The sequence below is a fragment of the Serratia sp. JSRIV001 genome, from assembly GCF_019968745.1.
Classification (GTDB): domain Bacteria; phylum Pseudomonadota; class Gammaproteobacteria; order Enterobacterales; family Enterobacteriaceae; genus Chania; species Chania fonticola_B.
The window spans coordinates 1466380-1492412 of record NZ_CP074147.1; the positions used below are offsets into that span (position 1 = coordinate 1466380).

Genomic DNA, 26033 nt, shown 5'->3' on the forward strand with positions numbered 1-26033 from the left:
TGTTCGATTAATACAGCAGTGAATACAGCTGGCGGCGGTATTTGGCGGCCAGCGCATCGCCAGTCCCCAGTGCGGCCAGAATATCCATCAAGGTCTTGCGGGCGCTACCGTTAGCCGCCGCCAAATCCTTTTTCAGATGACCCATCAGCAATTCCAGCGCTTCTTCGTTGCGGCCAACCTGATGCAGTTGCAAGGCTAGCTGCACGGCCAGCTCGACGTTTTCCGGCTGTTGCTGAACCTGCTGCTGTAACTGCTGAATTTCTGGCGTATCGGCAGCCTGCTTCATTAGCTCAATCTGCGCTACCAGGCCGAGGTAACGGGTATCGCGATCCTGCAATGGAATGGTCGCCAGCACCGCTTCGGCATCATCCGTCTTGTTCAGGGCGATCTGGGTTTCCGCCAGCGTCAGGCCGATATCGCTGCGCTGATTGCTGAGACTCCAGGCATCTTTCAGCAAAGGCAGAGCTTCTGCTGCACGGTCTTCCTGCAACAGCTCAGTGGCTTCCGCCAGCTTGAGGTCTTCGGCTTTTGGCAGGAAACGCTGCAGGAATTCGCGGATCATCTCTTCCGGCTGCGGCCCTTGGAAACCATCAACCGGCTGGCCATCCTTGAACAGATAGACGGTTGGCAGGGAACGCAGGCCAAACTGGGCGGCGATTGCCTGCTCGGCATCGCAATCCACCTTCGCCAGAACGAACTGACCCGCGTATTCCGCCGCCAGTTTATCCAGTATCGGGGTGAGCTGCAGACAGTGCTGGCTGCGATCCGACCAGAAGTAGAACAGCACCGGCTGGGACATGGACTGTTCCAGAGTCTGGTGCAGGTTAGTTTCGTTAATATCAACAACGGCTTGAGCTAGCATGGTTTCTCTCTAATCTGATCTTGCGGAGCCAATCTACTCTAGATGGGGGCAAAGCGGCGCGCTTCAACCCTTGGCCCCCGTTTGCTTAACCATTACTGCGCAATAACCAGTCCAGTGCACGGCCCGGCAGCAGGCGGCGCAGGATGCTCATGGTATGCGCCAGCAGAGTAACCGGGTAGCGCAGCTTGGCTTTGGGGCTTTCCAGCGCGTGGCGCAGCTTCGGTAACACCGCTTCGGCAGGCAGCGTCAAACGCTTGGCGATGCTTGGATTGTGCACCGGTTTATCGCTCTGCGCCTGATTGACGTTCTGGGTGAAATGGGTCGTCAGCGGGCCTGGCTCGATCAGGCTGACCTGAATGCCGCTGCCGTGCAGCTCCATGCGCAATGCGTCCGACCAGGCTTCCAGCGCAAATTTGCTGGCGGCATAGGCCCCACGCCCGGCGCTGGAGATTAACCCCATCACCGAACTGGTCTGAATAATGCGTCCTTCACCATGCGGCAGCATGGCTGGCAGCAGCAACTGGGTGAGCTGGTGGGTGCCAAACAGGTTGGCGGAGAATTGCCGTTCCAGCTGTTGGCGTGAAACCGAGCTGAGTGGCCCGTAAACGCCGAAACCGGCATTGTTGAACAGTCCGTACAGCCGCCCGTTGGTCAGCTCGATCACCTGCGCGGCGGCGCGTTCTACGCTGGCGCTATCGTCCAGATCCAGCTCAATGCCTTCCAGCCCAAGCTGGCGCATATTTTCCACATCTTCCGGCTTACGGCAGGCGGCCAGCACGCGATAGCCACGGTTACGCAGATCTTGCGCTGCAATCAATCCTATCCCGCTGGAACAGCCGGTTATCAATACCGCTTTTTGCATAACTTTACCTAGTAGCTAACCCTATTCAGTTAGACTCATGTTTAACTAGTGGTTCCAGCTGTTGCGCCATCCAGGTGGCGATAAACGGCTGGGCATCCTGATTGGGGTGCAAACCGTCATCCTGCATCCATTCCGGTTTGATCACCACCTGTTCCATATAAAACGGCAGCAGCGGGATGTTGAACTGCTTGGCCAACGCAGGATACAGCGCCCCGAAGGCCTCGGTGTAGCGGCGGCCATAGTTTGGCGGAATATGAATTTGCATCAGCAGCGGTTTGGCCCCCGCCTGCAAAACCAGCGTGATAATCTGGTTGAGGTCGCGCTCGATATCCGCAGCCGGGAAGCCGCGCAGACCATCGTTGGCCCCCAGCTCGATCAGCACCCAGCGGGGCTGATGTTGTTTCAACAGCTCGGGCAAGCGTGCCAGCCCCTGAGCGGCGGTGTCACCGCTGATACTGGCATTGACCACGGTCGGGTGGCCAGGTTGTTTCTGCCACTCATCGGCCAGGCGAGTGGCCCAGGCTTGCGCTACCGGCAACCGATAGCCAGCACTTAAACTGTCGCCCAAAATCAATAAGGTATCGGCCGCGACAGCACGTAAACTGAATAATCCCAACAGCAAAAGGAAGGGAAGATGCCAGCGGAAAACGTTCTTGAAGTTCATCATCTTAGTAAACACGTTGGTCAGGGTGAGCATCAGCTTACCATCCTTACCGGAGTCGAGCTGGTTGTCAAACCCGCGCAGACAATTGCGCTGATCGGCGAGTCCGGTTCGGGGAAATCGACCTTGTTGGGCATCCTTGCCGGGCTGGACGACGGCAGCGAAGGCGAAGTTAGCCTGCTGGGGGAATCGCTGACCGCGCTGGATGAAGAAGGGCGAGCTGCGCTGCGGGCAAAAAACGTCGGTTTTGTGTTCCAGTCTTTCATGCTGGTCCCCACCTTGAACGCGTTGGAAAACGTACAACTCCCTGCGCTGCTGCGTGGTGAAAGCGATCGTCAAAGCCGGGACCAAGCGGTGCAACTGTTGGAACAGCTGGGATTAGGCAAGCGTCTTAATCACCTGCCAGCGCAACTTTCCGGCGGGGAGCAACAGCGTGTGGCGTTGGCACGGGCGTTCAGTGGCCGCCCTCGGGTGCTGTTCGCCGATGAACCCACCGGCAACCTGGATCGCCAGACTGGTGAGCGCATTGCCGATCTGCTGTTCTCCCTCAACCGCGATTTCGCCACCACACTGATCCTGGTCACCCATGACGAGACCCTGGCGGCTCGCTGTCAGCGGCGGCTGCGCTTGCGTGAAGGCAAGCTGTGGGAGGAAGCATGATTTGGCGTTGGTTCTGGCGTGAATGGCGTTCGCCTTCGCTGCTGATCGTCTGGCTGGCGCTGACGCTGTCGGTGGCCTGCGTGTTGGCACTGGGCAGCATCAGCGATCGCATGGACAAAGGCTTGAGCCAGCAAAGCCGCGACTTTATCGCCGGGGATCGGGTATTGCGTACCGCGCGCCCGGTGCCGGAAGGCTGGCTGCTCGATGCCCAACAACAGGGGCTGAAAGTCAGCCGCCAGCTCTCTTTTACTACCATGACCTACGCAGGGGATCGTCCGCTACTGGCCAACGTCAAGGCTACCGATGCGGCCTATCCGCTGTATGGGCAGTTGGAAACCCTGCCAGCCAATCTCAAACCTGTGCCGGGCAGCGTGCTGGTGGCTCCGCGTCTGTTGGCATTATTGGATATCAAGGTCGGCGACAATCTGGAGGTGGGGGATACCACGTTACGCATCGCCGGTGAAATCGTGCAGGAGCCGGACTCCGGTTTCAATCCGTTCCAGACTGCACCTGGCATTATCATCAATCTGGCCGATGTGGATAAAACCGGAGCGGTACAGCCGGGCAGCCGCCTGACCTACCGTTATATGTTTGCCGGTGCGCCAACCGATATTCAACGCTATGAAGAACGTCTCAAACCGCAGCTCAAACCCGATCAGCGCTGGTATGGGTTAGAGGAGTCCGGCAGTGCGTTAGGCAAATCGCTACAGCGTTCCCAACAGTTCCTGCTGCTTTCGGCATTGCTGACCTTGCTGCTGTCGATTGCCGCCGTAGCGGTAGCCATGAGTCACTATTGCCGCAGCCGCTATGACCTGATTGCGGTGCTGAAAACCCTGGGGGCTGGCAGAAAGGCGCTCAGCAAGCTGATTATTGGCCAGTGGTTGGCGGTGTTACTGCTGGCGGGAACCTGCGGCAGCGTGATTGGTCTCGGGTTTGAAGCGGTGTTAATCCGCTTGTTGGCACCGGTGTTGCCGGGGGAACTCCCCGCAGCCGGGGGCTGGCCGTGGCTGTGGGCGATGGGGGCTCTGGTCATGATTTCTCTGCTGGTTGGGTTGCGCCCGTACCGGCAACTGCTGGCGACTCAGCCACTGCGCGTACTGCGCCGGGATGTGGTAGCCAACGTCTGGCCGCTGCGTTACTTCCTGCCAGCTACTGCGGTGATTGTGGTCGGGCTACTGACGGTATTAATGGGGGCAAGTACGCTACTGTGGGCCATTCTGGCCGGTATGGTGGTGCTGGCCTTGCTGCTGGGGGGAATAGGCTGGGGCAGCCTGTTGCTGCTGCGGCGCATCACGCTGAAAAATCTGGCGCTGCGGTTGGCGGTGAATCGTCTGTTGCATCAGCCTTGGGTGACGATCAGCCAGTTAGCGGCGTTCTCGCTGTCGTTTATGTTACTGGCCCTGCTGCTGGTCTTGCGTGGCGATCTGCTCGATCGTTGGCAACAACAGTTACCGCCAGACAGCCCGAACTATTTCCTGTTGAATATGACCACGGCACAGGTTCCACAGGTGAAAGCCTTCTTGCAACAGCATCAGCTGCATGAGGAAACCTTTTATCCCATCGTGCGTGTACGCCTGTCGGAAATTAACCAGCAGGTGGCGACGGAGCGGGTGCATGAAGACGATCCCGGTGGCGAGGCGGTGAACCGTGAACTGAATCTGACCTGGCAACGCGATCTGCCGGACCATAACCCGTTGACGGCAGGCTCCTGGCCGCCGAAAACCGGCGAGGTCTCGATGGATGAAGGGATCGCCGGCAGGCTCAAGATCCAGCTGGGCGATACCTTGACGTTCAGCGGCGATACTCAATCGTTCAGCGCCAAAGTCACCAGCCTGCGGCAGGTGGATTGGGAAAGCCTGAAGCCGAACTTTTACTTTATCTTCCCGCCGGGTGCATTGGACGGCCAACCACAAACCTGGCTGACCAGCTTCCGCTATGACGGTGACGGCAAGGTGCTGACCCAGCTCAACCGCCAGTTCCCAACCCTGAGCCTGCTGGATATCGGTTCGATCCTCAAGCAGGTCGGCGGCGTGTTGCAGCAGGTGAGCAGGGCGCTGGAGGTGATGGTGGTGCTGGTGGTGATCTGCGGCGGTCTGCTGTTACTGGCACAGGTACAGGTAGGGATGCGGCAACGTAGGCAGGAGCTGGTGGTTTACCGCACGCTAGGCGCAGGTAAACGCCTGTTGCGCGGTACGCTGTGGTGCGAGTTTGCGTTGCTTGGGCTGGTGGCCGGGATCGCGGCGGCGGTGGGGGCAGAAGCGGCGCTTTGGCTGTTGCAGACCAAGGTGTTCGACTTCCCGTGGGCACCTACGCCGGTGCTGTGGTGGGCGTTACCGCTGCTGAGTGCCTTGCTGCTCTCGCTGTGTGGCGGCTGGCTTGGCGTGCGCCTGCTGCGCGGCCGGGCGTTGTTTCGCAGCTACGAAGGGTAAGCGGCGAATAAAAAAGGGTTCAGCGTGGCTGAACCCTTAATTTGCAGTTGTGAACGGATTATCCCAGCTTTTGCTGTGCCCAGGCCAAGCCACTTTGATACTCGGCTGGCAGCAGCGGCGCTAATGCCTGCAACGCCTGTTGCAAAGAGGCCGCATCGGGATCGTTGAGATTCAGGTGACCCACCTTACGTCCCTCACGCACCTCTTTCTCATACCAGTGCAAATGCACCAGCGGCAGGGCTAACCATTGCTGATTCACCGCCGTGCCGATCAGATTGACCATCACCGAAGGCGTATTCACCACTGGCTTAGGCAGCGGCAGCCCCAGGATAGCCCGCAAATGCAGCTCAAACTGGCTGATGGAAGCGCCATTTTGCGTCCAGTGACCGCTGTTGTGGACACGCGGAGCCAGTTCGTTGATCAACAGGCTGTCACCGACGATAAAGCACTCCATCGCCATTACACCCACGTAGTTCAACTCATCGAGGATCGCAGCCAACATCTGCTCGGCCTGCTGTTGCAACGCCGGGTTGGGCTGTGGCAGCGCCACGCTGGTACGCAGAATGCCTTCTTCGTGCAGGTTGTGGGTCAGCGGATAGAATACCGACAGGCCATCGTGACCACGGGCACCCACCAACGACACTTCGCCAGAGAAATTAATCCCCTGCTCGACGATGCATTCACCATAGTTATCCGCCGGTAACTCAGCCTCTTGGCCCGGGCGCAAACGCCACTGGCCGCGGCCGTCGTAACCACCCATGCGGCGTTTAACGATCGCCAACTCACCCAAGGTGGCAAACACCTGGGGCCATTCGCCAGCATTTGCCAGCAATTGCCAAGGCGCGGTAGCGAGATGAAGTTGATCGAGCAGTTGCTTCTGCGTCAGGCGATCGGCCAGACGCGGGAAGATATCGCGGTTGACGAAGTTATTGTGTGTCGCCAGCTCGCGGGTCAGGGCGGTTTCTGGCCAGCGTTCGATCTCTGCGGTGATCACCGCGTTTTGATAGGGCACCGCTTCCGGCTCGGCATCCAGACCGACAGGATAAACCGCAATGCCCAACGGCTCACCGGCCTGGCGCAGCATACGCCCTAACTGGCCGTTACCCAGTACGCAAACCGGCTTCATGCATCCTCCCGTGGGTCTGGATGGTTCAGCACCTCGTCGGTCTGTGCCTGACGCCACTGTGCCAACCGCTGTGCCAGCCCGGCATCGTGCAGCGCCAGGATTTGTGCTGCCAGCAACCCGGCGTTGGCCGCACCGGCTTTGCCGATGGCGAGCGTACCCACCGGAATGCCGCGTGGCATCTGCACGATGGAATACAGGCTATCGACACCGCTCAATGCAGCGCTTTGCACCGGCACACCCAGCACCGGAACCAGCGTTTTGGCCGCCAACATGCCTGGCAGATGCGCAGCACCACCGGCACCGGCGATGATCACGTCAAAACCCATGGCCTTGGCATGTTCGGCAAAGCTGAACAGCTTGTCCGGCGTGCGGTGGGCGGAGACAACTTCGACATGGAACGGGACATTCAGCGTGGTCAGAACTTCGGCCGCGGACTGCATAGTGGCCCAGTCACTTTTTGAACCCATTACGATTGCGATTTTAACCCCAGCGTTGGCGGCTGAAGTAGCGGTGGCTCCCATGAGTGCATGGCTCCTGTGATGTGGACAAACGTCGGCTGGCAGGCCGTATGAGGGCGTAGAGCATATCATGGGTACAGGGAGAGGAAAACGGTTGCGTCGACGGTTTTTACCATCAAAAGCTGGAAAACGGCCTAGAAGGGGAACTCGATAAGTTCCACGGCATCTGCCGTGACTTTAATCATTGAGCCTTGTGTATGCCAGGCTCCCAACACCGCGCGATGGGCTTTACCGTTTGGTAATGCCAGCGGATGGACTGCTGGGCGATGGGTGTGGCCGTGGATCATCCAGTGGACGTTGTGGCGCAACATGGCCTGCTCAACGGCCTGCGGGTTGACGTCCATAATCGCGGTGGATTTGTATTGGTTGCTTTGTTGGCTGCGAGCACGCATTTTAGCGGCGATCTTCAAGCGCCAGCGCAGGGGGAGAGCCAGAAAAGCACGTTGGATCCAGGTGTTATGAACTTTCTTGCGGAATTCTTGATAGGCCTGATCGTCGGTGCACAGGGTATCACCGTGCAGGATCAGGATCTTGCGGCCATACAGCTCGACGACTTGCTCTTCCGGTAGCAGGATCATGCCGCTCTGCCTGGCAAAGCGCTTACCCAACAGGAAATCGCGGTTGCCGTGAATGAAGTAGCAGGGCACTCCGGCCTGGTGCAACGCCTTTAGTGCGGCGGCAATTTCGCGATGTAACGGCTCGGGGTCGTCATCGCCAATCCAGGCTTCAAACAGATCGCCCAAGATATATAACGCATCGGCGTGAACGGCTTCACGCTGCAAAAAACGCAGAAAACCGGCAGTAATTGCCGGTTCCTGTACGCATAGATGCAGGTCTGCGATGAACAGCGTGCTCATGCAGCCGCGATTACTCGCTGACGGTAACGCTGGTGATCACGACATCTTCAACCGGTACATCCTGGTGCATGCCGCTGCGGCCAGTTTTTACCGCTTTGATCTTCTCGACCACGTCCATGCCTTCTGCCACTTCGGCAAATACGCAGTAACCCCAACCCTGGGAGTTTTCAGCACGGAAGTTCAGGAAGTCGTTATCTACCACGTTGATGAAGAACTGGGCGGTGGCAGAGTGTGGATCGTTGGTACGAGCCATTGCCAGGGTGCCACGGGTGTTTTTCAGGCCGTTGTTAGCTTCGTTCTTGATGGTTGCTTTGGTGTCTTTCTGACGCATACCAGGTTCAAAACCACCACCCTGAACCATAAAGCCGTTGATGACACGGTGGAAGATGGTGTTGTTGTAGAAGCCTTCACGGCAGTAGTTCAGGAAGTTTTCAACGGTAACCGGTGCCTTGTCAGCAAAGGTCTTGATAACGATATCGCCGTGATTGGTGTGGAAAGTAACCATAGTTTTAGTCCTAGCAAGATGAAATGAGCTGTCACATAGGAAGGCGTGTGAGCAATCAGACCGACTTTATAACATATCTCAATTAATCAGTCAGCAGTGGCTAGGGTGGCAGTTTCGCGGCAGAAATACACGTGTTGTTATCTTAGTCAGGATCAGGTTAATTCCGATCCCACGCAATTTTCTGCCGATCAATTCAGCAATCCTTGGGCTTGACCTTGCAATAGAACAGCCTTCGGGTTTCAATATGCGGATATGTTTGTTATCACGCACACCACGGACAGCCCTGATGCTAAAGATATTTAATACCCTGAGTCGTCAAAAAGAGGAATTTAAGCCCATTCATGCCGGTAAAGTCGGTATGTACGTGTGCGGGGTAACCATTTATGACCTGTGTCATATCGGCCACGGGCGTACCTTTGTTGCTTTCGACGTGGTAGCGCGCTACCTGCGTTACCTCGGCTATTCGCTGAACTACGTGCGTAACGTGACCGACGTGGACGATAAAATCATCCGTCGTGCGGCAGAAAACGGTGAAACCTGCGATCAACTGACCACGCGTATGCTGGCAGAGATGCACGCCGATTTTGATTCGCTGCTGATCGAACGCCCGGATCAGGAGCCGCGAGCCACCCATCATATCGAAGAAATCATCGAGATCACCCAACGCCTGTTGGCACGCGATCATGCCTATGTGGCCAGCAACGGCGACGTGATGTTCTCCATCGATAGCGATCCACAATATGGCCTGCTTTCCCGTCAGGATCTGGAGCAACTGCAAGCCGGTGCGCGCGTGGAAATCGACGATGTAAAACGCAACCCGATGGACTTCGTGCTGTGGAAGATGTCCAAGCCGGGCGAACCAAGCTGGGAATCACCTTGGGGTCCAGGCCGTCCTGGCTGGCATATTGAATGCTCGGCCATGAACTGCAAACAGCTAGGCACCCATTTTGACATTCACGGCGGTGGTTCCGATCTGATGTTCCCGCACCACGAGAACGAGATTGCCCAATCCAGCTGCGCGCATGATGGCCCGTACGTCAATTACTGGATGCACTCCGGGATGGTGATGATTGATAAAGAGAAGATGTCGAAGTCGTTGGACAACTTCTTTACCATCCGTGACGTGCTGGGTTATTACGACGCCGAAACCGTGCGTTACTTCCTGATGTCTGGCCACTACCGCAGCCAACTGAACTACAGCGAAGAGAATCTCAAGCAGGCTCGCGCTTCGCTGGAGCGTTTATATACCGCACTGCGTGGCACCGACGCTAATGCCAAACCTGCTGGCGGTGAAGCCTTTGAAGCGCGCTTCCGTGAAGCCATGGACGACGACTTCAACACCCCGGAAGCCTATTCCGCGTTGTTCGACCTGGCGCGTGAAGTAAACCGTCTGAAGAGCGAAGACATGGCGGCGGCGAATGGGTTGGCGGCAGAGCTGCGTAAGCTGGCCAAGGTCTTGGGCCTGCTGCAACAGGAACCAGAACAGTTCCTGCAAGGTGGCGCGCAAGCGGACGACTCGGAAGTGGCAGAGATTGAAGCGTTGATCAAACAGCGTAACGACGCGCGTGCCGCCAAAGACTGGGCGCTGGCAGATGCCGCTCGCGATCGGTTGAACGAGATGAATATCGTGCTGGAAGATGGCCCGCAGGGGACCAGCTGGCGTCGTAAGTAAATAGTAATCAGAGCAAGGACCCACTTTTTTACAAGTGGGTCCTTGCCACTAGGATCTCTCCTTTGGTTTACCCATCAAATCTCATTTTCGCCAAGCGGGTGGCTTAAAAACACCCCTGCATAAATCGTTATAGCTAATCAGTTTTTTTGAACTTATTGTGCAAAATTATGCGTTGTGATTATTTTGTGGGAATACTAGTATCTTTAATCTTTATAAGAACGGCACATAACGGATATGTTGGATGAGCTATTGTTTAGGAATGCGCTCAAATTAATTATATTACATGGAGTTAATTATGAACTTAAAAAATATTATATTTACAGCCGCCTTTTTTACATTTTTACCCCTTGGCTTACATGCTCAGGAAAATAAATCTGCAGTTGATTTATCAAAATTTAGATTTAGCTATGAAGAGATGCATGAAATCGCCAATGATAAATTGCTGTCACATCGTATCTTTTATGAGAAACCGTCAGAAGGCCCTGATGCAGCCTGGTTCGATGCAGTTAAACAGGGAAATTTGTCAGAGGTAAAAAAAATGGTGGAGGCCGGGCAGAATCTGGAAGCGAAGGATGAAGCCTCCCTGGGACAGACCGCTTTAGGATGGGCTGCCTTTATTGGTTATTTGGATATGGTTAAGTATCTTACCGAACAGGGTGCTGATATTCGAGCAACGGATAGGGCTGATGTTTATCATTCGGTCAAATCAGCCGTCATGGGGAAAAACGCGGAGGTTGTAAAATATCTTCATGAGCGCTTAAAGGGTGATGTCGACTGGGATGCTGTCGAGCAAGATGGTGAAACTTTATTTATGGTCGCCGCAGTGGATGGAAGACTTGAGGTGGTAAAATACATTCTGCAGTTTAACCCGGATATAAATGTGGTGGCGAAGAACGAAAATCCAAAAATTGACGCCAGTCCTCTCAGTGGTGCCTGTGAAAATGGGTTTACTGATGTTGCTAATCTGTTGATATCCAAAGGTGCCATCAATCATAAAACCGGTAAATCCAGCTGTGAGTAAGGATTATAGGTAATAGATTTCCAACTGCGGCCAATCTCGCCGCAGTTGGAAAATACCTCTCCTTGGCACGGCCCATTCTTACAGGTAAGGTGGCAAACATGGCTTCCTTCAGGCTTGAGTTTCATTGACCAGTCGCTGATTGATGTAATCAATGGCTTGCTGCGGATCCATTATCTTGTTCACCACGTTGGTCACGCCCTGGCCGATAATGATCTCCGCATGGCGCAGGTTGAACAACTCGCCCTGTAAACCCCGAGATTCACGGATGCCGGTACTAGGATTATCCCGTAGCAGGTTGAACCACGGATAGAGATGCAGGATGCGCTGATTCTGATAGATGCTGCGGTGGGCACTGTTACCGCCCAAAAGCACCAGATGCTCGGTAATTTCAGCCGAATACAGCCAACGGAAGAACTGTTCTACCTGCGCCTTCTTATCACTGAAACGAGACATGCCTAACGAGCCACCGCCCATCTGCGGGATGTTGCCCGGAACTGGCGCGAAACCTATTGCCGGTGATAGAGGGCTGTGGGCGACGTCGTTGAACAGATTCATATACATGATCAGCATCGCCACTTGGCCTTGCTCAAACTGGGCCACCGCAGCGTTCCACCATTCACTGTTGAGATTGGTGGTGACGGTAAGCTGTTGCTGATATTGCCGCAACGCTTCGATGGCTGATGTTGCCTCCAGTTGCACCGGTTTGTCTTGGTGCACTAGCCGCCCACCTAATGCGTAATAGCGCAGCAGAAACTCGGTAGCAATTAACCCGGAACTACCGAGAGTCGTTGATGAACCTATCGGACGCTGCGGGTTACCGGGTTGATGAGTTGCCGTGAAAAAGGCCGTAATGTCATCAAATTCGTCGAAACTGGTCGGGATCTTCAGTTCCTTGCCGGATTTCTCATAGAACATGCGTTTGACCGTGGGGTCTTCAAACAGATCGCGGCGATAGAACAGCAACTGGGTGCTGGCATCAAACGGCAACGCATAGGCTTTGCCGTCAATCTGGCTGAAATGATGGCCAATTTCTTCCGAGAAGTTATCCAGTAGTTCCGGTAGCGCTGGGGCAATTTCTGCCAACGGCGTGAGGGCCTTTTCTGCAAACCAGGGGAGGCAGGCCATATCGATACGCAGCAAATCGTAATAAGGATGCAGATGCAGATTCGAGAGGATCTCAAACACTTCATCATAAGGATAAACCGCGAGATTCACCTTGATACCGGTCTGGCGATAGAAATGCGGCAACAGTTTTTTCAGCGCATCGGTGGAGGGGCTAGGCAAGATCAGCATGTTCAGCGTTTCACACTGCTCAGAAAAGGCGGGCATGGGTTGAACGTCGAGAGCAAAGCCGCGGCTATCCAGTATCTGCTCATCGGCCAGTGTCACTAATCCGCAGATATAACGGGCGATTTCCAGACCCAGCCGGGCGTAATCCATCTGATAGTGGTACTGATTGGCTACTACGGCGGGTTCGTTATCGCTGAGTTGCCAGATCGGCGGGCAGGGGACCGCGCTCCCCAGATAGGCCGCCTGCGTCAGGCAACGGGCTTTATCGCTGTCTTGAGCAATCAGTACCTGTGGCGGCTGGCCAGCAAAAAAAGCGAAAGCGGCGGTGTGACATTCACTGGCCGGTGATGGCACGACAGTGAGCTGGGTCGATGGGCTTAACTGTGCCAGCGTAGCTTTCAATGCCTCGACAAAACACTGGCCGTTGGTATAAGCGAGTGGCTCACAAAGCACGCCAACGTGTGCGGGCTGATCGCGGGCGATCTCGCTGGCAATGGCTTGGCCAGCCAGGCAAAAGTTCAGGTTGAATGTGGCCTTGGCCTGCGCTGGATGGCGATAGACAAACAGGATCTGCTCCGCTGGCAGCCGCAGCGTCTGATAATAGCTTTCGCTGTCGGCAAGGCAGGAGACCGTAACGATGGTTTGGTAGGATTTTGCGGCCAGCGTCTGCAAGATATCTCTTTCGGCAGAGGGCAGATCGTTAGTGACGTAAAGATCCAGATCGCCTGGGAAAGAAGATCGTAACGATTGCTGAAGCCCGCGGTAGAGCTGGTGATACTGCTCACTGTTGATATCGGGCAGGATCAGCGCAACGCCACTGCTTTTGCTGGCGCGTAGCGACTGCGCCTGGGCATTAATTTGATAACCCATTTGCTGGGCGGCCTGTTTGACCGCCTCGATCTTTTCAACGCTGACATTGCCGCGCCCGTTGAGCACGTTGGAAGCGGTGCCATGAGATACCCCCGCCAGCTTCGCTATATCCTTGATAGTTGCCATTTTCCCACCGCTTTGAGCCGCCTGTTTTGATGCTAACACCGGCATGAGCGCTCCGCTATCTCGATTTCTATCCAAGCATGAAATTTGGATCGTTCCATAATTAAGTGACTGTTATTTGTACTTAATTAAACCGATGTCACTAAATTGATGAAAAACGTAATAATGACCAAATGTTATTTTTAGTGAATTGATTTTGCTGAATATTAAATTAAATTTTTGAAGCCGATCACCAATATGCATTGCAGTGTTAACCGTTTTTTGGCCTCGGGATTATGATTGACACGTTCCAAAATCACCTTCATGGTTCACCTTAACGAAGGCGATAGGAACGATAGGTCAGTAATGTACTGAATAAAAAGGATAAAAAATGAAAATACATTTCCTGGGATCGGCTGCCTCTGAAGGGATCCCTAATCCGTTTTGCCGCTGTGAACATTGCCAACAGGCCCGTTTTCTCAAGGGGAAAGATCTGCGTACCCACTCTTCGGCGATTATTGATGATGTGATGTTGATCGACGTCGCCCCGGAGTTCAGCCAACAGCTGTTGCGTGATGGGCTGGACGCGAGTGGCTTCACCGACCTGCTGTTTACCCATACACATCCAGATCACTTCAACGTCGGTGAGCTGTTTAGCCGCATGGAGGGCTACGGCTTCGATATCGACCATCCATTGGAGATTTTTGGTAACGACCGGGCGATCAACGGTTGTGCTGCGGTATTACCGGGTTACAGCAAACAGCGTTTTGGTTTCCACTGCCTGGTGCCTTTTGTCACCGTAGAAAGCCATGGCTACAAGATCACACCGCTGCTGGCTAACCATGCCAAGTGGGAGCTGTGCTACGTGTATGTGATCGAAAAAGACGGCCAGACGATTTTTTATGGTCATGATTCTGGCTGGTTCCCTGAACTCACCTGGCAGTGGCTACAGGGCAAAGCGTTGGATTTGGTGGTGCTGGAATGCACCTACGGTTTCAACGGCGACGATCGCACTGACAATCATATGAGCCTGGAAACCGTGTTTGCCGCCCAAGAGAAGCTGCGTGCGATGGAGTGCCTGCATTCAGACAGCCAGATCGTGGTGTCACATATTTCTCACAGCGGCAAGTTGCTGCATGAGGAACTGGTGGCGGCCTGTCGTGATAAAAACATCACCGTTGCGTATGACGGCCTGACCGTTAACGTGGCATAGGGGGAGATCTCATGGACTTTAACAAGACTCCTCGCCTGCTGATCATGATGTTTGTGCAGTATTTCATGCAGGGTGCCTGGAATATGACGATGGGCCTGGTGCTGAGTACCTACGGTATGGCGGCCATTATCGGTTCATCCTATGCGCTGCTGGGGTTGGCAACGATACTCTCGCCGCTGTTTATCGGCATGGTTGCAGATCGCTTCTTTGCTTCTCAGAAAGTCATGGCGATCCTGCACCTGATCAACGCCGGGGTGATCCTGTGTGTACCGCAGTTTATCGAGGCGCAGGACACTACCATGACGTTGGTGATGATCTTCCTGGTCGGGTTGCTGTTCTATCCGACTACCGCGCTGGCCAACAGCATCAGCTTTAGCCATATCAACGGCGTGAAGTACTTCCCGGTGATCCGCGTGTTTGGCACCTTCGGCTTTATGGCGATAGGTTTCATCATCGGGCAGATGGGATATTCCGGCGATACCATGACCTGGTACATTGCTTCGGCCGCTGGGGTAGGGTTGGGGCTGTACTGCTTTACCTTGCCGGATACACCGCCGAAGGCCAAGGGCAGCACCTTCACCCTGCGCGATCTGCTGTGCCTGGATGCGCTGTCGTTATTTAAAGATCGTAACTTCTCCATTCTGATGCTGAGCATCTTTGTGTTGATGATCCCCAAAACCGCCTATTCCGCTTATATACCTGTGTTCCTGAAAGCGCTCGGGTTTGATAACGCCGCCTCCATGATGCAGGTAGGGATCGCCTGTGAAGTGGTGTTTATGTTCCTGCTTTCGTTCTTCCTACTGAAAGCGGGCTTCAAGGTGACGTTGATGATGGGCGCGGTGTGCTGGATCATCCGCTCGGTGCTGTTCTCTCAGGCGGCGCTTGACGCCAACATGACGTTTGTCCTCATTGGCCTGATGCTGCAAGGTTTCTGCTGGGACTTCTTCTTTACGGTAGGGGACATCTATGTCGACCGTAAAGCACGGCCCGAAATCAAAGCTCAGGCCCAGAGTCTGCGCTTTATCGTCTCCAATGGTTTTGGTTTGTTGTTCGCGTCCACCATTTGCGGCCAGATCTTCAACAGCACCGTGACTGAGCAGGGCCCGCAGGCATTACCGCAGTGGGAAAGCTTCTGGCTGTTCTCGGCGATTATCGCCGCCGTTGTCTCGGTGTTCTTCTTTATTTTCTTTAAGGACGATCTTTCTAAACAGAAAACGCCGGCGGCAATGAAGCCTGCGCAGCAATAGGAAGCAACATGGACAGCTGGTTATCGGTGCTGGGCGGGTTGGGGCCGCTCCATCTGGCGACGGTAGGCAAAATAGTCGCGGCGTTTGTTCTGGGGGGCGTGATTGGCCTGGAACGTGAATCCAAGGGCAAGCCCGTTGGGTTTAAAACCTGTGTGATTATTGCCGTCGCCAGCTGCGTATTAACGGTGGTGTCGATTCAGTCTGCGGAGTATTACGCCGAGATATCCGTCAATATTCGCAGCGATCCCATGCGGTTGGCCGCACAGATTATCAGTGGGGTGGGCTTCCTGGGTGCTGGGGTGATCTTGCACCGCCGTGATGACGCCATTTCCGGTCTGACGACCGCCGCGATCGTTTGGGCATCGGCGGGAGTGGGGATTGCCTGCGGAGCCAGTTTTTATTTGCACGCAATCTTGGCTACTGCACTGTTTTTACTGGCGATAAAAATCAGCCCCTATATTTTCCTGCTGCAATCGAGGGATCACTATCTGGGGAAGGTCAAAGTACGGCTGATACTCGATGAGCAGGCAGGGCTAGCCAGCTTGATGGCCCAGCTCAATCAGCAAAGAAACCTGATTGATGCAATGACGATACGTGACGTCAAAAAGCACAAGATTGAAGTTAACTTTAAGCTAACGGTAAGGAAAAGGACGACCCTGGACGAACTGTATGGCACGTTGCGTGCTATGCAACACGTGTGCTTCGTTGCATTGGAGCATTAACAGGTTTGAGTAGATCAAAAATGCCGGGTAGCTTAGCCAACCCGGCATTTTTTTCCTGGCGCTTGAACAATCAGGCTTTAACCGTGACGTTCATGCCTTTGTAGCTGACCTTCTGGCCATCAACGATCTTGCAGCGCTTACGCGTTTCGACCTGACCGTTTACTTTGACCTGCCCTTCGGCGATCACTTCTTTCGCGGCACCGCCGCTGTCACACCAGCCCTGGAACTTCAGCAGATCGCACAGTTCGACATGAGGGTGACCTTCCAGATTGAAAATTTCCATACTGCCTTAACTTAGTTAGGTTGAACGTCGTGAAATTCCTCGCAGGCTTGCAAGGTATTTTGGATCAGTGTAGCAACGGTCATGGGGCCGACGCCACCTGGGACCGGAGTAATGAAGGCCGCACGTTCGCTTGCGGCTTCGAAGTCTACGTCGCCGACTACTTTACCACTTTCCAGGCGGTTGATGCCGACATCGATCACGATCGCACCCGGTTTGATCCAATCACCTGGAATAAACCCAGGTTTGCCCACGGCCACGATCAGCAGATCGGCATTTTCTACATGGTGGCGCAGGTTTTTGGTAAAGCGGTGCGTGACGGTGGTGGTACAGCCCGCCAGCAGCAGCTCCATGCTCATCGGGCGGCCAACGATGTTGGAGGCACCCACTACCACGGCATTCAGGCCATAGGTATCGATGTTATAGCGTTCCAACAGGGTGACAATACCGCGTGGGGTGCAAGGGCGCAGTTTAGGCGCACGCTGGCACAGGCGGCCGACGTTGTAAGGGTGGAAACCGTCCACGTCTTTATCCGGGCTGATGCGCTCCAGCACCTTCACGTTATCAATGCCCGCAGGCAGAGGGAGTTGCACCAGAATGCCGTCGATCTCTTTATCGGCGTTTAATTTGTCGATCAGCGCCAGCAGTTCAGGCTCGGTGGTGGAAGCGGGCAGATCGTAAGAGCGGGAGATAAAGCCCACTTCCTCACAGGCCTTGCGCTTGCTGGCGACATAAATCTGCGAAGCCGGATTCTCACCAACCAGTACCACCGCCAGGCCCGGCGCACGCTTGCCAGCTGCCAGACGTTGTTTCACTTGCTCAGCCACTTCGTTTCTAACCTGCTGCGCAATCGTTTTGCCATCAATAATCTTTGCTGCCATCAGTGAGGAAATCCATCATTTAAGAAAAGCGGGGGATGGCGCTATTTTGGCAGAAGAGAGGCGCGCTGTCAGGCTTTCGATCGGGTTAATGCAGAGAATAAGCACACGATTGCGTCGCGGTTTAGACATTTTTTACACCAACGGAATGATCCTCTACGCTTTTTTTACCCACAGTCTTTTAGGCTTTACCCATTGCCCCTAGTGTTTGGGGCCTATGGAGGCAGGATCATGCAGACGATTACTCGGCTCTATCCATTGCATCAAGCTGGTGGAAATCCACCAGATGAACAGCGGCATATTGGTGAAACGGTGTTTGATTCCTCACTGCATCCGACGCAGGTGGCGTTGTTGCAGGCATTACATCGGCTTTGTAAGCCGAAAGAGGGCCGTCCTTCCTGGAGCCAGCGCATGGTGCAGTGCTACAAAAGGGGCCGCCAATGATGCGTAGCGCTCTTTTACTGTTGGCATTGCTGCTTGCTACGCCACTTTGCCTGGCATCGATGAATGTCTTGCCAGCCAGTGAGTTGCCGAGGGCAATGCTGGCGCGGACCTGTAATGTGCTAAACGTTCCGCAGGCCGATTGGGGGGATATTAACGCCGTGGTGCGATCGGCTCGTGCCTGCTTGTCGCAAAAAGCAGGGCAGGGGCCAAACCCACGCCCACGCTTATTGGCACCGGCGGCTGAACCACAAGCGGTTGATGAGAAGGTATTGTGGCAGGGGATTAGCGTAGCCAGATCATCGCGTTAGGGTGACTTATCATAGCTTTTGTGTGCGAAAAATCGCCATAAAACACCTCTGCCGCCGTCACATTGTCAAAAGGCATTGACTCGATAACCTCTGACCGTATAATCCAACTCCGCAACCTCGGTTGCCGCATCCGCATTTCAATGCGCCCTTAGCTCAGTTGGATAGAGCAACGGCCTTCTAAGCCGTAGGTCACAGGTTCGAGCCCTGTAGGGCGTACCATTTTGAAGTAAACAGACGTCAATAGACGTCTTTTTTTATGCCTAAAATTCAGTGAATTAGCTGATTTTAGCGCGTCGAAACTCTACCTGATTCTACCCGTATCAACACACATCAAGTACTATCTGTTGGTATATGTGATGGTACATTCCTGTTCAATGAAATCTTATACCAATAACCAGCAACGGAGGGCAGCAAATGGCGCTTACCGATGTGAAGGTAAGAAGTGCAAAACCAACGGATAAGCCTTACAAGCTTACTGATGGTGAAGGTATGCATTTGATGGTGCATCCTAATGGTTCCAAGTATTGGCGTTTGCAGTACCGCTTTGATGGGAAGCAGAAGACATTGGCGCTGGGCGTTTATCCTGAAATTACACTTTCGGATGCTCGCCAACGCAGGGATGAGGCCAAAAGGCAGGTTGCCACAGGCATTGACCCTGGCGAGCAGAAGAAGGTTGATAAGCAAACTCGTAAAGCAGGTATTGAAAACAACTTCAAGGCCATAGCGTTAGAGTGGCACGAATACAAACGTCCTAACTGGTCGAAGGGATACGCTGAAGACCTGATGGAAGGGTTTGAGAACGATATTTTTCCTTATGTTGGTAAACGACCGATTGCCGAAATCAAACCTCTGGAAATGCTGGAAGCCCTACGCAAGCTGGAAAAGCGGGGTGTTTTTGATAAGCTCCGGAAAATCCGCCAAGCCTGCAATCAGGTTTTCCGCTATGCGATTGTTACCGGTAGATCGGAGAACAACCCAGCATCAGAGCTCGCGGGAGCACTTACCACCGCGAAGTCAAAACATTATCCTCACCTCTTGGCTAACGAATTACCTGAGTTCCTGAACGCATTAACTAAATACAGTGGCAGCCCGATTACTCGGCTTGCAACACGTATTTTGCTTCTGACAGGAGTTCGGACTATTGAGCTACGTGCTTCCGAGTGGGAAGAGTTCGACCTTGAGCGTGGTATTTGGGAAGTTCCTGTCGAACGTATGAAAATGGGACGCCCGCATATGGTCCCGCTATCTGAGCAAGTGCAGGATGCGTTAAAGCAACTACAGGCAATTACTGGACGTTTTAAGCTTGTCTTTCCTGGCCGTAACGACATTACAAAGCCAATGAGTGAGGCAAGTGTCAACCAAGTGCTGAAACGCATTGGTTACCATGGAAAGGCTACAGGGCACGGTTTCCGCCACACGATGAGCACCATTCTGCATGAACAGGGTTATAACACGGCGTGGATTGAGTTACAGCTTGCTCACGTCGATAAGAATACGATTCGTGGTACTTACAACCATGCGCAGTATCTGGACGACAGGCGTGAAATGATGCAGTGGTATGCTGATTATATGGATAACTTGGAGCGTGATGGGAATGTGGTGCATGGTGAATTTGGGCGTCGTGCTTAGGGTGAGGTGGTTTTTCTGAAGGGGAGCGGCAGTGCCAGTAGTGATGCTGGTATTGCCGGTTTTTTCTGCTGCTTATTTTTTGTGAATTTTGACGAAATAAACGTTTCTGATTGGTTTGCTGATAAAGATAAGCCAGCGATTCAGGCGGTATACGATGGTGCTGTGGGCGGTTCTGCGAATGCGGTGGCTGATTGGCTACAACAAAAAACAGGGGTGGACACAAGATCGTTTGGCCCAGCTGTAGCTGATTGGCTCGGATTTGGTAATCAGCAAGCAGGGACGGCGGCTAATCAATACGGCCTATCAGGGCAATCTCTGCGTGATAGTACTATGTCTCTTGGCGGCAATGCGCCAGCATACAACCTTGCACCAGTGTTTAACTTAAACTTTGAGGCATCCGTACCGCTCACCATCGTCAGCGATTCGAGCAGACTTGCTGATTATGTGGATTTTCAGGCGAGAGCCTCACAAGCCAGCTTCACCCAAGCACTCACACTTTCAATGAGCAGTGGTCAAAACAGTTCAGGCGGTTAGTCATAAGAGCCAGGTTAATCCCGGCTTTTTTGTAATATTTTTATGTCGATAATAGTGGTTAATGGATCATCAGGAGATAAATCCTCATAAATCCCAGAATCGTACAAAGAGTGAACACTGGCAGTAAGGCAGATGCCATTCATAATATCCCACGCTTCTTGATTATTACACTCCGAGAATGGTTTTATATGGCAGGCTTCAAGGGCATATTCAGTTCCAGTAGCTTGGCACCTGAAACCCGCGAGGGCTTTAACTGCACTTGCCCATTTTGTTTGCTGAATACGCTGCTTCGCCATTACTTGCTTTGTCTTCTCTGAGTCTTGCATTTCAATAAGTTCCAGAACTTCAGGGACTAACTCACCATCGCAAATATTTCTGACCAAATCTTCATTTAAGGCTTGGCAATGAATGCTTCCCATTAGTGTTGGTTCAAGATAGTAAGAAGAGAACCAACGCTCATTTGAAGGTTGAAGCTCACACCAGAAACCATCCCGTCTTCCAAAATTGCTACTCAGGTATAAGCTCACCCATGAACCATCTGGATAGCGAAGCCGCACAAATCCTCGATGCCAGAAAGCACACATACCCGTTTCCATATCGTTGATATGGTTAACCGCTTCTTGGTTCAATAAATCGACCATTCGACCAGGTCGTTTACCGTAGTAGAATGCGTGAGCCATCAATAACCTCCTTGATTCCGTTTACCTATATTATCCCGTCATAACTCACCAACTCTACATACTTCGATAGCTCAATAATCCCTGCTCCTTTACTGTACGTTCTGAAAGCCTCCGTTTTCGCGTATGTCCAGTTATGGCTTCGATCCGTTGTTCTGGCACTCCTGCACGGTCTAAGCAGGTGATGAATATTCCGCGCAAGCTGTGAAAGCATTGACGATCTGTAGCGGTAGGCAAAGCACGACGGCGTAGCCTGGTGAACGCTTGAGAGTAGAACTGGCCTTCTGAGCTTGTTTTCTGTCCGCTCCGTGCCAGGAGCGGACGTTAGTAAGCCCGCACTGAGTCGACTGTAAGGGAGCAGAGCAGCACATTACCCTTGGCATTGTCCGGTACTGCTTTGAAGGGGCAGTTTGGTTGAATTAAAAATACGAACTAAAACCAACAAGAGTCGGAAAAAATTTCAAAATGCTGCTTATGGATATTAGTCATCTTTAAAAGGTACGGTAAAAGAGACTAAAATCAAAAAAAAAGCTGTTATACATTGACTTAAAGTTCTCATCTTTGCTATTAGCCCTCAATCCAAGTTGAAAAACGTTTAGCCAGGAGTTCCCGTGAACGAGCATCTCTCTCATATGGATGTACATACCTTGCTTGAAGAAATGGACGAGCAGGCTAATGGAATAACGCTTGAATGCTCATTTGATGGCATAGCAAAGAGCAACGCATTGGTTGTCACTGAGTTTGTCAATTTTGAGCGTGACAGCACAGTAGCTTTACTCGCCAGCCTTCTTACTCTCCCGGCACACCAATCTCAGTGTTTGCGCTTCGAGCTCCTGGCGAGCCTTGCACTAATTCACTGCAAAGGTCAGCAGATAGCAAATATCGATGACGTGAAACGCTGGTATGTCGCTATTGGCGAGTCGAGTAGTATCGTTGGAGAAGATCCTGCTGAGGACGTCTTCGTCTCCCTTGTTGATAATAAAAAAGGTGATTACCGTGTGCTAGAGGGGGTTTGGGAGGCAGCAGGTTTTTATACACAATTAATGGTCGAAATTGTATCCGACATGCCGGATACGCACCGCTATCGCTCGCTGAAACTCGCTATACAGGCAATTCTCCGTCTCTCAGATGCCATTTGTGCTCGCTCTGGCCTTCATCGCTTTCAGGAAGGAACAGACGAATTCCCTGACTCTCTTGACACAGCTGGTCTTGATGAGAAAACGCTCAGTTCAAGGGTAACGTTGTCCGAGCGTTCTCTTCGAGCTGAGGGGATCAAAGTCGCTGACTTAGCACCTTTCATTCTTGAACCCTCTCATATAAGTACGCTTGGAAATCAGGTCCCTGGGGAGGGAATGCTTGAACAACGGCCATTGCTCCGCACACGCGATGGTATTGTGGTTGTACTTCCTACCGCCATGACCATTGCACTTCGCCAGGCAGTGATAACATTTGCAAAGCGCACAGAAGAATTGAGCGAGCTAGACAAAGCGTTAGCTAACGTCTATAGCCGCACCTTCTCCGAGATGCCGGTCTTCGGCAATGGCAGAAGGTTAAGAAGACTGACATGGCAGAAGTACAAAATGAGCCGAACAACGATGGTAACCTCCTTCGTGGATGCTGGTCATTTGATGGTACTTCAGTTCGTCTTGCCTTCTATACAGCAATACGCCGATACCGGTTTCAACAACTTGCTACAGCTAGATGAGGAGACCACGCAATTTCTAGATAACTCTGCTGAACAAATTACAGTTGACCTCGCCAAACAACCCGGCTTCCAGCGTGGCATAGTCGTGCGCGTTGAGTGTGGGTGGGGGGCGGGTTTTGTGGGTGTGCCCCCCCAACTGCCAGATGGTTGGCAATTTGAATGGATGTCTGGTGCGGACTTTGTCCGGTTCGGGGCATTACCCGATATGTCACCAATTGCCTTCTGGCGTGTGCAAGACGCAGTCGAAATGATCAAGCAAGCTGGTGTTCGGTTAATCAATATGAGCGGAACTCTCAATCTTCTTGGGTGGATACGTGCCAATGATGGCCATATGGTTCCTCATGGCCAGTTACCAGATGACCGTATCACGCCGGAACACCCGCTAATGTTAATGATTCCCACGAATTTACTCCGTGATATACGAATAGCGGCAGACACAGGGTATGACCGGCATCGCATTAGTGACAACACTGGTAAATGGCATCGAGTGATGAGGCCTTCGGCAGAAGATTTCTTTCCAACCGAACGTGAGAGCAAGTGCTACGCATCAATTGATGATCTTGAAGCGCAACGGCTGACCTGTGTATATGAGGGGCAGGGTAATCTTTGGGTAACGCTCGAAGCCCCAGAAATGGAAGATTGGATGCTCCTCGTTGAACTTGCCAAAATGGTTCGAACATGGATTGGGCGGATTGGCGAGGCACTGGAGGTCTTGAGAAAGCAACCAATAAAAAAATCATTAAAGGTGTATCTGCATTTTGATGGTAACGACAATATCGACCGATTTGATGGTGAGAAATTTCCTGATGATATGAATACATTTTGGCGACTTGAACGAATCCATGAGCATGGGGCGATTCGCGTGGTTCTTCAAGATGGGTATCTTGCAGGTTTTCGTCTACCGGATAACCGTGCAGAACGAGCTCTGGTGCGCGCACTCGGTACGGCGTTTGCCACACTTCTTCGGATGAAAGAGCCAGTAGACAAAGGGGTCGCTGTTGAGCAGATAGCGGTGCCCAATGACAGAGCTCGCAGCTTCCACATAATGCAGGCATCTGACTTCAACCAGTATTTAGGCCGTTCACTAACTAAACGCCTTTTAGCTATTGAAGATATCGACTCAGCCGCAGCCCGAATTGAGCTAGCATGGCGTGCTGTTTCGGCAGATGCACCATCACGATATCAGGGTAAAAAGGCAGTTGGAAAGCTCCTTAATGATGTGGTTGATGTGCTGCTCCAAGACTTACAAAGCGAACTTTCAAGATTTGACCGTAAACAGACAGTAATGCGATTACTTGAAAACGTTGTAAAGGCACGTTGTGAAGAGGCGCACTGGCGTAGTACTGCAGCAGCGGTCCTTGGGTTGCATGCAGGAGAAGAGGCTGTCGAAGAGACGATAGCTCAAGAAATGAGTCGTTATGCGGGCGCAGCGTTAACTTCCCGGCTAATCATTGAACTGGCCATCTGTGTATGCCCGACAAACGGCGGAATTGAACCTTCTGATATGGCACTCAGTAAACTTCTTGCACGGGCATCACTGCTTTTTCGCATAGGTGGTATGTCAGATGCCGTACGTTTCGGTGCTTTGCCTGCTGATATTCGCATCTCCCCCTTAGGTGATCTCCTCTTTCGCGATGAACTCGGCAAAATGGTGCTTGAACCGATGCTTTCAAAAGTTACTAACGAACGGTTTGAGGAACAAGCGGCACAATTTGAGCAGCACTATGTGAATGTGAAAACTGCCGGAGGGGATGATGAGAATAACAAACAAGATAGTGTTGCGGCTGAAACGACCGAGGACGAAACCGATATTTTCCTTGCATTCTGGAAAGCAGAAATGGGCTTCACTCTCGAGGATGGAATGCGATTTATCCAGTTCCTTGAGTCCATCGGAATAGAGCAAAAATCAGCGATCTTCGAGATGAGAAGAAGCCAACTAGCGGATGCTGCTAAATCGGCTGGGCTCGCAAATGAAATTATTGATGCGTTCCTCAACCAGTTTACCCTCAGCGCGCGTCCGAAATGGGATGTGGTGCCCGATGGATTTAACCTTTCTGATATATATCCCTGGAGGTTTGGCCGGCGCCTTTCAGTTGCTGTTCGTCCCTTGTTACAGATTGAAGAGAGTCACGATCCACTAATTGTTATCGCACCAGGACTCTTGAACCTGTCCCTTAAATACGTTTTCGATGGTGCATACACTGGGCAATTTAAGCGTGACTTCTTTCGCACAGAGGGCATGAGAGACACTTGGTTAGGTGGAGCGCGGGAAGGACACACATTCGAAAAAACTTTGGAGAGAGAACTTCGTGAAACAGGTTGGACAGTTCGACGTGGCATAGGATTTCCTGAAATTCTTCGCAGGAATCTCCCCGGTGATCCGGGGGATATTGATCTTCTTGCCTGGCGCTCAGACCGCAATCAAATTCTCGTCATCGAATGTAAGGACCTCTCACTTGCTCGTAATTACTCAGAAGTTGCCTCGCAGCTATCTGAATATCAAGGTGATGACATAAAGGGCAAACCAGATAAACTCAAGAAACACCTCAAGCGCGTATTATTAGCCAAAGAAAACATCGATAATTTTGCCCAGTTCACTTCGATAGCGAATCCCGAGATTGTATCGTGGCTCGTTTTCAGTGGTGCCTCTCCCATTGCCTATGCTCAATCCAAAATTGAGGCTTTGGCAGGAACTAATGTTGGCCGCCCAAGTGATCTTTTGAACTTTTGATACAAATGCTGTGCGATAAGACGCCCTGGCAACTGAGTTAATCGTTCCTACTACTGATAGTTTTAAATCAAGGATGATTTCACATGCTCAAAATTATTTGTTTTTGCACTGAGAGGAAAACAGACAAAAGTGCTGAAATCACGGCGGTCAGCGCGTTCATAAACATATATCCCGTTTTCGATTTCAAGGGGTATAAAAAATCATGGCACGAATTACTCATTATGGAGGGG

Annotated in this window: 22 protein-coding genes, 1 tRNA gene and 2 pseudogenes; 13 read left to right on the forward strand and 12 right to left on the reverse strand. The window is 52.6% G+C overall.

Annotated features, from left to right (window positions below):
• Window positions 1-7: 7 nt before the first annotated feature.
• The 3 genes from KGP17_RS06590 to tesA form a co-directional block, all read right to left on the reverse strand.
• Window positions 8-862, reverse strand: coding sequence for a co-chaperone YbbN (locus KGP17_RS06590; protein WP_021805422.1), 855 nt, complete (start codon window positions 860-862; stop codon window positions 8-10).
• An 85-nt stretch (window positions 863-947) separates the two neighbouring features.
• On the reverse strand, window positions 948-1724 hold the full coding sequence (locus tag KGP17_RS06595) for an SDR family oxidoreductase (protein WP_021180073.1): 777 nt from the start codon (window positions 1722-1724) through the stop codon (window positions 948-950).
• 25 nt (window positions 1725-1749) lie between these two features.
• Entirely contained in the window at window positions 1750-2388 is a 639-nt protein-coding gene (gene tesA / locus KGP17_RS06600) for a multifunctional acyl-CoA thioesterase I/protease I/lysophospholipase L1 (protein ID WP_051363221.1), read from the reverse strand.
• On the opposite strand from tesA, the gene ybbA reads away from it, so the two are divergent.
• Together ybbA and ybbP are read left to right on the forward strand one after the other, a co-directional pair.
• Window positions 2359-3045: a putative ABC transporter ATP-binding protein YbbA gene (ybbA, locus tag KGP17_RS06605; RefSeq protein WP_037375255.1), complete on the forward strand. Its 687-nt coding sequence runs from the start codon at window positions 2359-2361 to the stop codon at window positions 3043-3045. The genes tesA and ybbA overlap by 30 nt on opposite strands.
• Complete coding sequence (gene ybbP, locus KGP17_RS06610; protein WP_223499060.1) at window positions 3042-5474, forward strand: putative ABC transporter permease subunit YbbP; 2433 nt, start codon at window positions 3042-3044, stop codon at window positions 5472-5474. Before ybbA ends, ybbP begins: the two co-directional genes overlap by 4 nt.
• Before the next feature lie 58 nt (window positions 5475-5532).
• Here the strand turns inward: ybbP and purK are convergent, their stop codons facing one another.
• The 4 genes from purK to ppiB form a co-directional block, all read right to left on the reverse strand.
• A complete protein-coding gene (gene purK / locus KGP17_RS06615; protein WP_223499061.1) occupies window positions 5533-6600 on the reverse strand; it encodes a 5-(carboxyamino)imidazole ribonucleotide synthase in 1068 nt (355 codons plus the stop codon).
• Window positions 6597-7121 (reverse strand): 5-(carboxyamino)imidazole ribonucleotide mutase, encoded by a 525-nt coding sequence (purE, locus tag KGP17_RS06620; RefSeq protein ID WP_021805417.1) that lies wholly within the window; start codon window positions 7119-7121, stop codon window positions 6597-6599. Before purE ends, purK begins: the two co-directional genes overlap by 4 nt.
• Window positions 7122-7252: 131 nt before the next feature.
• A complete protein-coding gene (gene lpxH, locus KGP17_RS06625; RefSeq protein WP_209528419.1) occupies window positions 7253-7975 on the reverse strand; it encodes a UDP-2,3-diacylglucosamine diphosphatase in 723 nt (240 codons plus the stop codon).
• A gap of 10 nt (window positions 7976-7985) precedes the next feature.
• On the reverse strand, window positions 7986-8480 hold the full coding sequence (gene ppiB, locus KGP17_RS06630) for a peptidylprolyl isomerase B (RefSeq protein WP_021180066.1): 495 nt from the start codon (window positions 8478-8480) through the stop codon (window positions 7986-7988).
• A gap of 286 nt (window positions 8481-8766) precedes the next feature.
• Between ppiB and cysS the strand changes: the two genes are divergently transcribed.
• Both cysS and KGP17_RS06640 read left to right on the forward strand, forming a co-directional pair.
• Entirely contained in the window at window positions 8767-10152 is a 1386-nt protein-coding gene (gene cysS / locus KGP17_RS06635; RefSeq protein WP_021805415.1) for a cysteine--tRNA ligase, read from the forward strand.
• A 295-nt stretch (window positions 10153-10447) separates the two neighbouring features.
• Complete coding sequence (locus tag KGP17_RS06640) at window positions 10448-11173, forward strand: ankyrin repeat domain-containing protein (protein WP_223499062.1); 726 nt, start codon at window positions 10448-10450, stop codon at window positions 11171-11173.
• 108 nt (window positions 11174-11281) lie between these two features.
• Here the strand turns inward: KGP17_RS06640 and KGP17_RS06645 are convergent, their stop codons facing one another.
• A complete protein-coding gene (locus tag KGP17_RS06645) occupies window positions 11282-13459 on the reverse strand; it encodes an extracellular solute-binding protein (protein WP_223499063.1) in 2178 nt (725 codons plus the stop codon).
• Window positions 13460-13826: 367 nt separating this feature from the next.
• Here KGP17_RS06645 and KGP17_RS06650 point away from each other — a divergent pair, with 367 nt between their 5' ends.
• The 3 genes from KGP17_RS06650 to KGP17_RS06660 are packed head-to-tail and all read left to right on the forward strand — an operon-like array spanning window position 13827 to window position 16617.
• Window positions 13827-14648, forward strand: a complete 822-nt coding sequence (locus tag KGP17_RS06650) for an MBL fold metallo-hydrolase (protein WP_223499064.1) — start codon at window positions 13827-13829, stop codon at window positions 14646-14648.
• Between the two features lie 11 nt (window positions 14649-14659).
• The gene (locus tag KGP17_RS06655) at window positions 14660-15895 is read left to right on the forward strand and encodes an MFS transporter (RefSeq protein WP_021180061.1); all 1236 of its coding nucleotides are present in this window, start codon (window positions 14660-14662) and stop codon (window positions 15893-15895) included.
• A gap of 8 nt (window positions 15896-15903) precedes the next feature.
• A complete protein-coding gene (locus KGP17_RS06660; RefSeq protein WP_094981159.1) occupies window positions 15904-16617 on the forward strand; it encodes an MgtC/SapB family protein in 714 nt (237 codons plus the stop codon).
• Between the two features lie 70 nt (window positions 16618-16687).
• Here the strand turns inward: KGP17_RS06660 and ybcJ are convergent, their stop codons facing one another.
• Both ybcJ and folD read right to left on the reverse strand, forming a co-directional pair.
• Window positions 16688-16900 (reverse strand): ribosome-associated protein YbcJ, encoded by a 213-nt coding sequence (gene ybcJ / locus KGP17_RS06665; RefSeq protein WP_021180059.1) that lies wholly within the window; start codon window positions 16898-16900, stop codon window positions 16688-16690.
• An 11-nt stretch (window positions 16901-16911) separates the two neighbouring features.
• Window positions 16912-17778, reverse strand: a complete 867-nt coding sequence (folD, locus tag KGP17_RS06670; RefSeq protein ID WP_021805409.1) for a bifunctional methylenetetrahydrofolate dehydrogenase/methenyltetrahydrofolate cyclohydrolase FolD — start codon at window positions 17776-17778, stop codon at window positions 16912-16914.
• Between the two features lie 228 nt (window positions 17779-18006).
• On the opposite strand from folD, the gene KGP17_RS06675 reads away from it, so the two are divergent.
• The 5 genes and pseudogenes from KGP17_RS06675 to KGP17_RS06695 all read left to right on the forward strand — a co-directional run.
• Window positions 18007-18219, forward strand: coding sequence for a hypothetical protein (locus tag KGP17_RS06675; RefSeq protein WP_223499065.1), 213 nt, complete (start codon window positions 18007-18009; stop codon window positions 18217-18219).
• Window positions 18216-18527 carry a hypothetical protein gene (locus KGP17_RS06680; RefSeq protein ID WP_209528426.1) on the forward strand — a complete coding sequence of 104 codons (312 nt, stop codon included), beginning with the start codon at window positions 18216-18218 and terminating at the stop codon, window positions 18525-18527. Before KGP17_RS06675 ends, KGP17_RS06680 begins: the two co-directional genes overlap by 4 nt.
• Window positions 18528-18669: 142 nt before the next feature.
• Window positions 18670-18746, forward strand: a tRNA-Arg gene (locus tag KGP17_RS06685).
• A gap of 195 nt (window positions 18747-18941) precedes the next feature.
• The gene (locus KGP17_RS06690; protein ID WP_223499066.1) at window positions 18942-20156 is read left to right on the forward strand and encodes an integrase arm-type DNA-binding domain-containing protein; all 1215 of its coding nucleotides are present in this window, start codon (window positions 18942-18944) and stop codon (window positions 20154-20156) included.
• 345 nt (window positions 20157-20501) lie between these two features.
• Window positions 20502-20690, forward strand: a pseudogene (locus tag KGP17_RS06695) (hypothetical protein); the annotation flags it as partial.
• A gap of 14 nt (window positions 20691-20704) precedes the next feature.
• Here KGP17_RS06695 and KGP17_RS06700 read toward each other — a convergent pair.
• Both KGP17_RS06700 and KGP17_RS06705 read right to left on the reverse strand, forming a co-directional pair.
• Entirely contained in the window at window positions 20705-21370 is a 666-nt protein-coding gene (locus KGP17_RS06700) for an HNH endonuclease (RefSeq protein ID WP_223499067.1), read from the reverse strand.
• Between the two features lie 25 nt (window positions 21371-21395).
• A pseudogene (locus tag KGP17_RS06705) lies at window positions 21396-21652 on the reverse strand (integrase); the annotation flags it as partial.
• A 326-nt stretch (window positions 21653-21978) separates the two neighbouring features.
• Between KGP17_RS06705 and upx the strand changes: the two are divergent.
• A complete protein-coding gene (gene upx, locus KGP17_RS06710; RefSeq protein ID WP_223499068.1) occupies window positions 21979-25803 on the forward strand; it encodes an anti-phage protein Upx in 3825 nt (1274 codons plus the stop codon).
• Window positions 25804-26033: the final 230 nt, after the last annotated feature.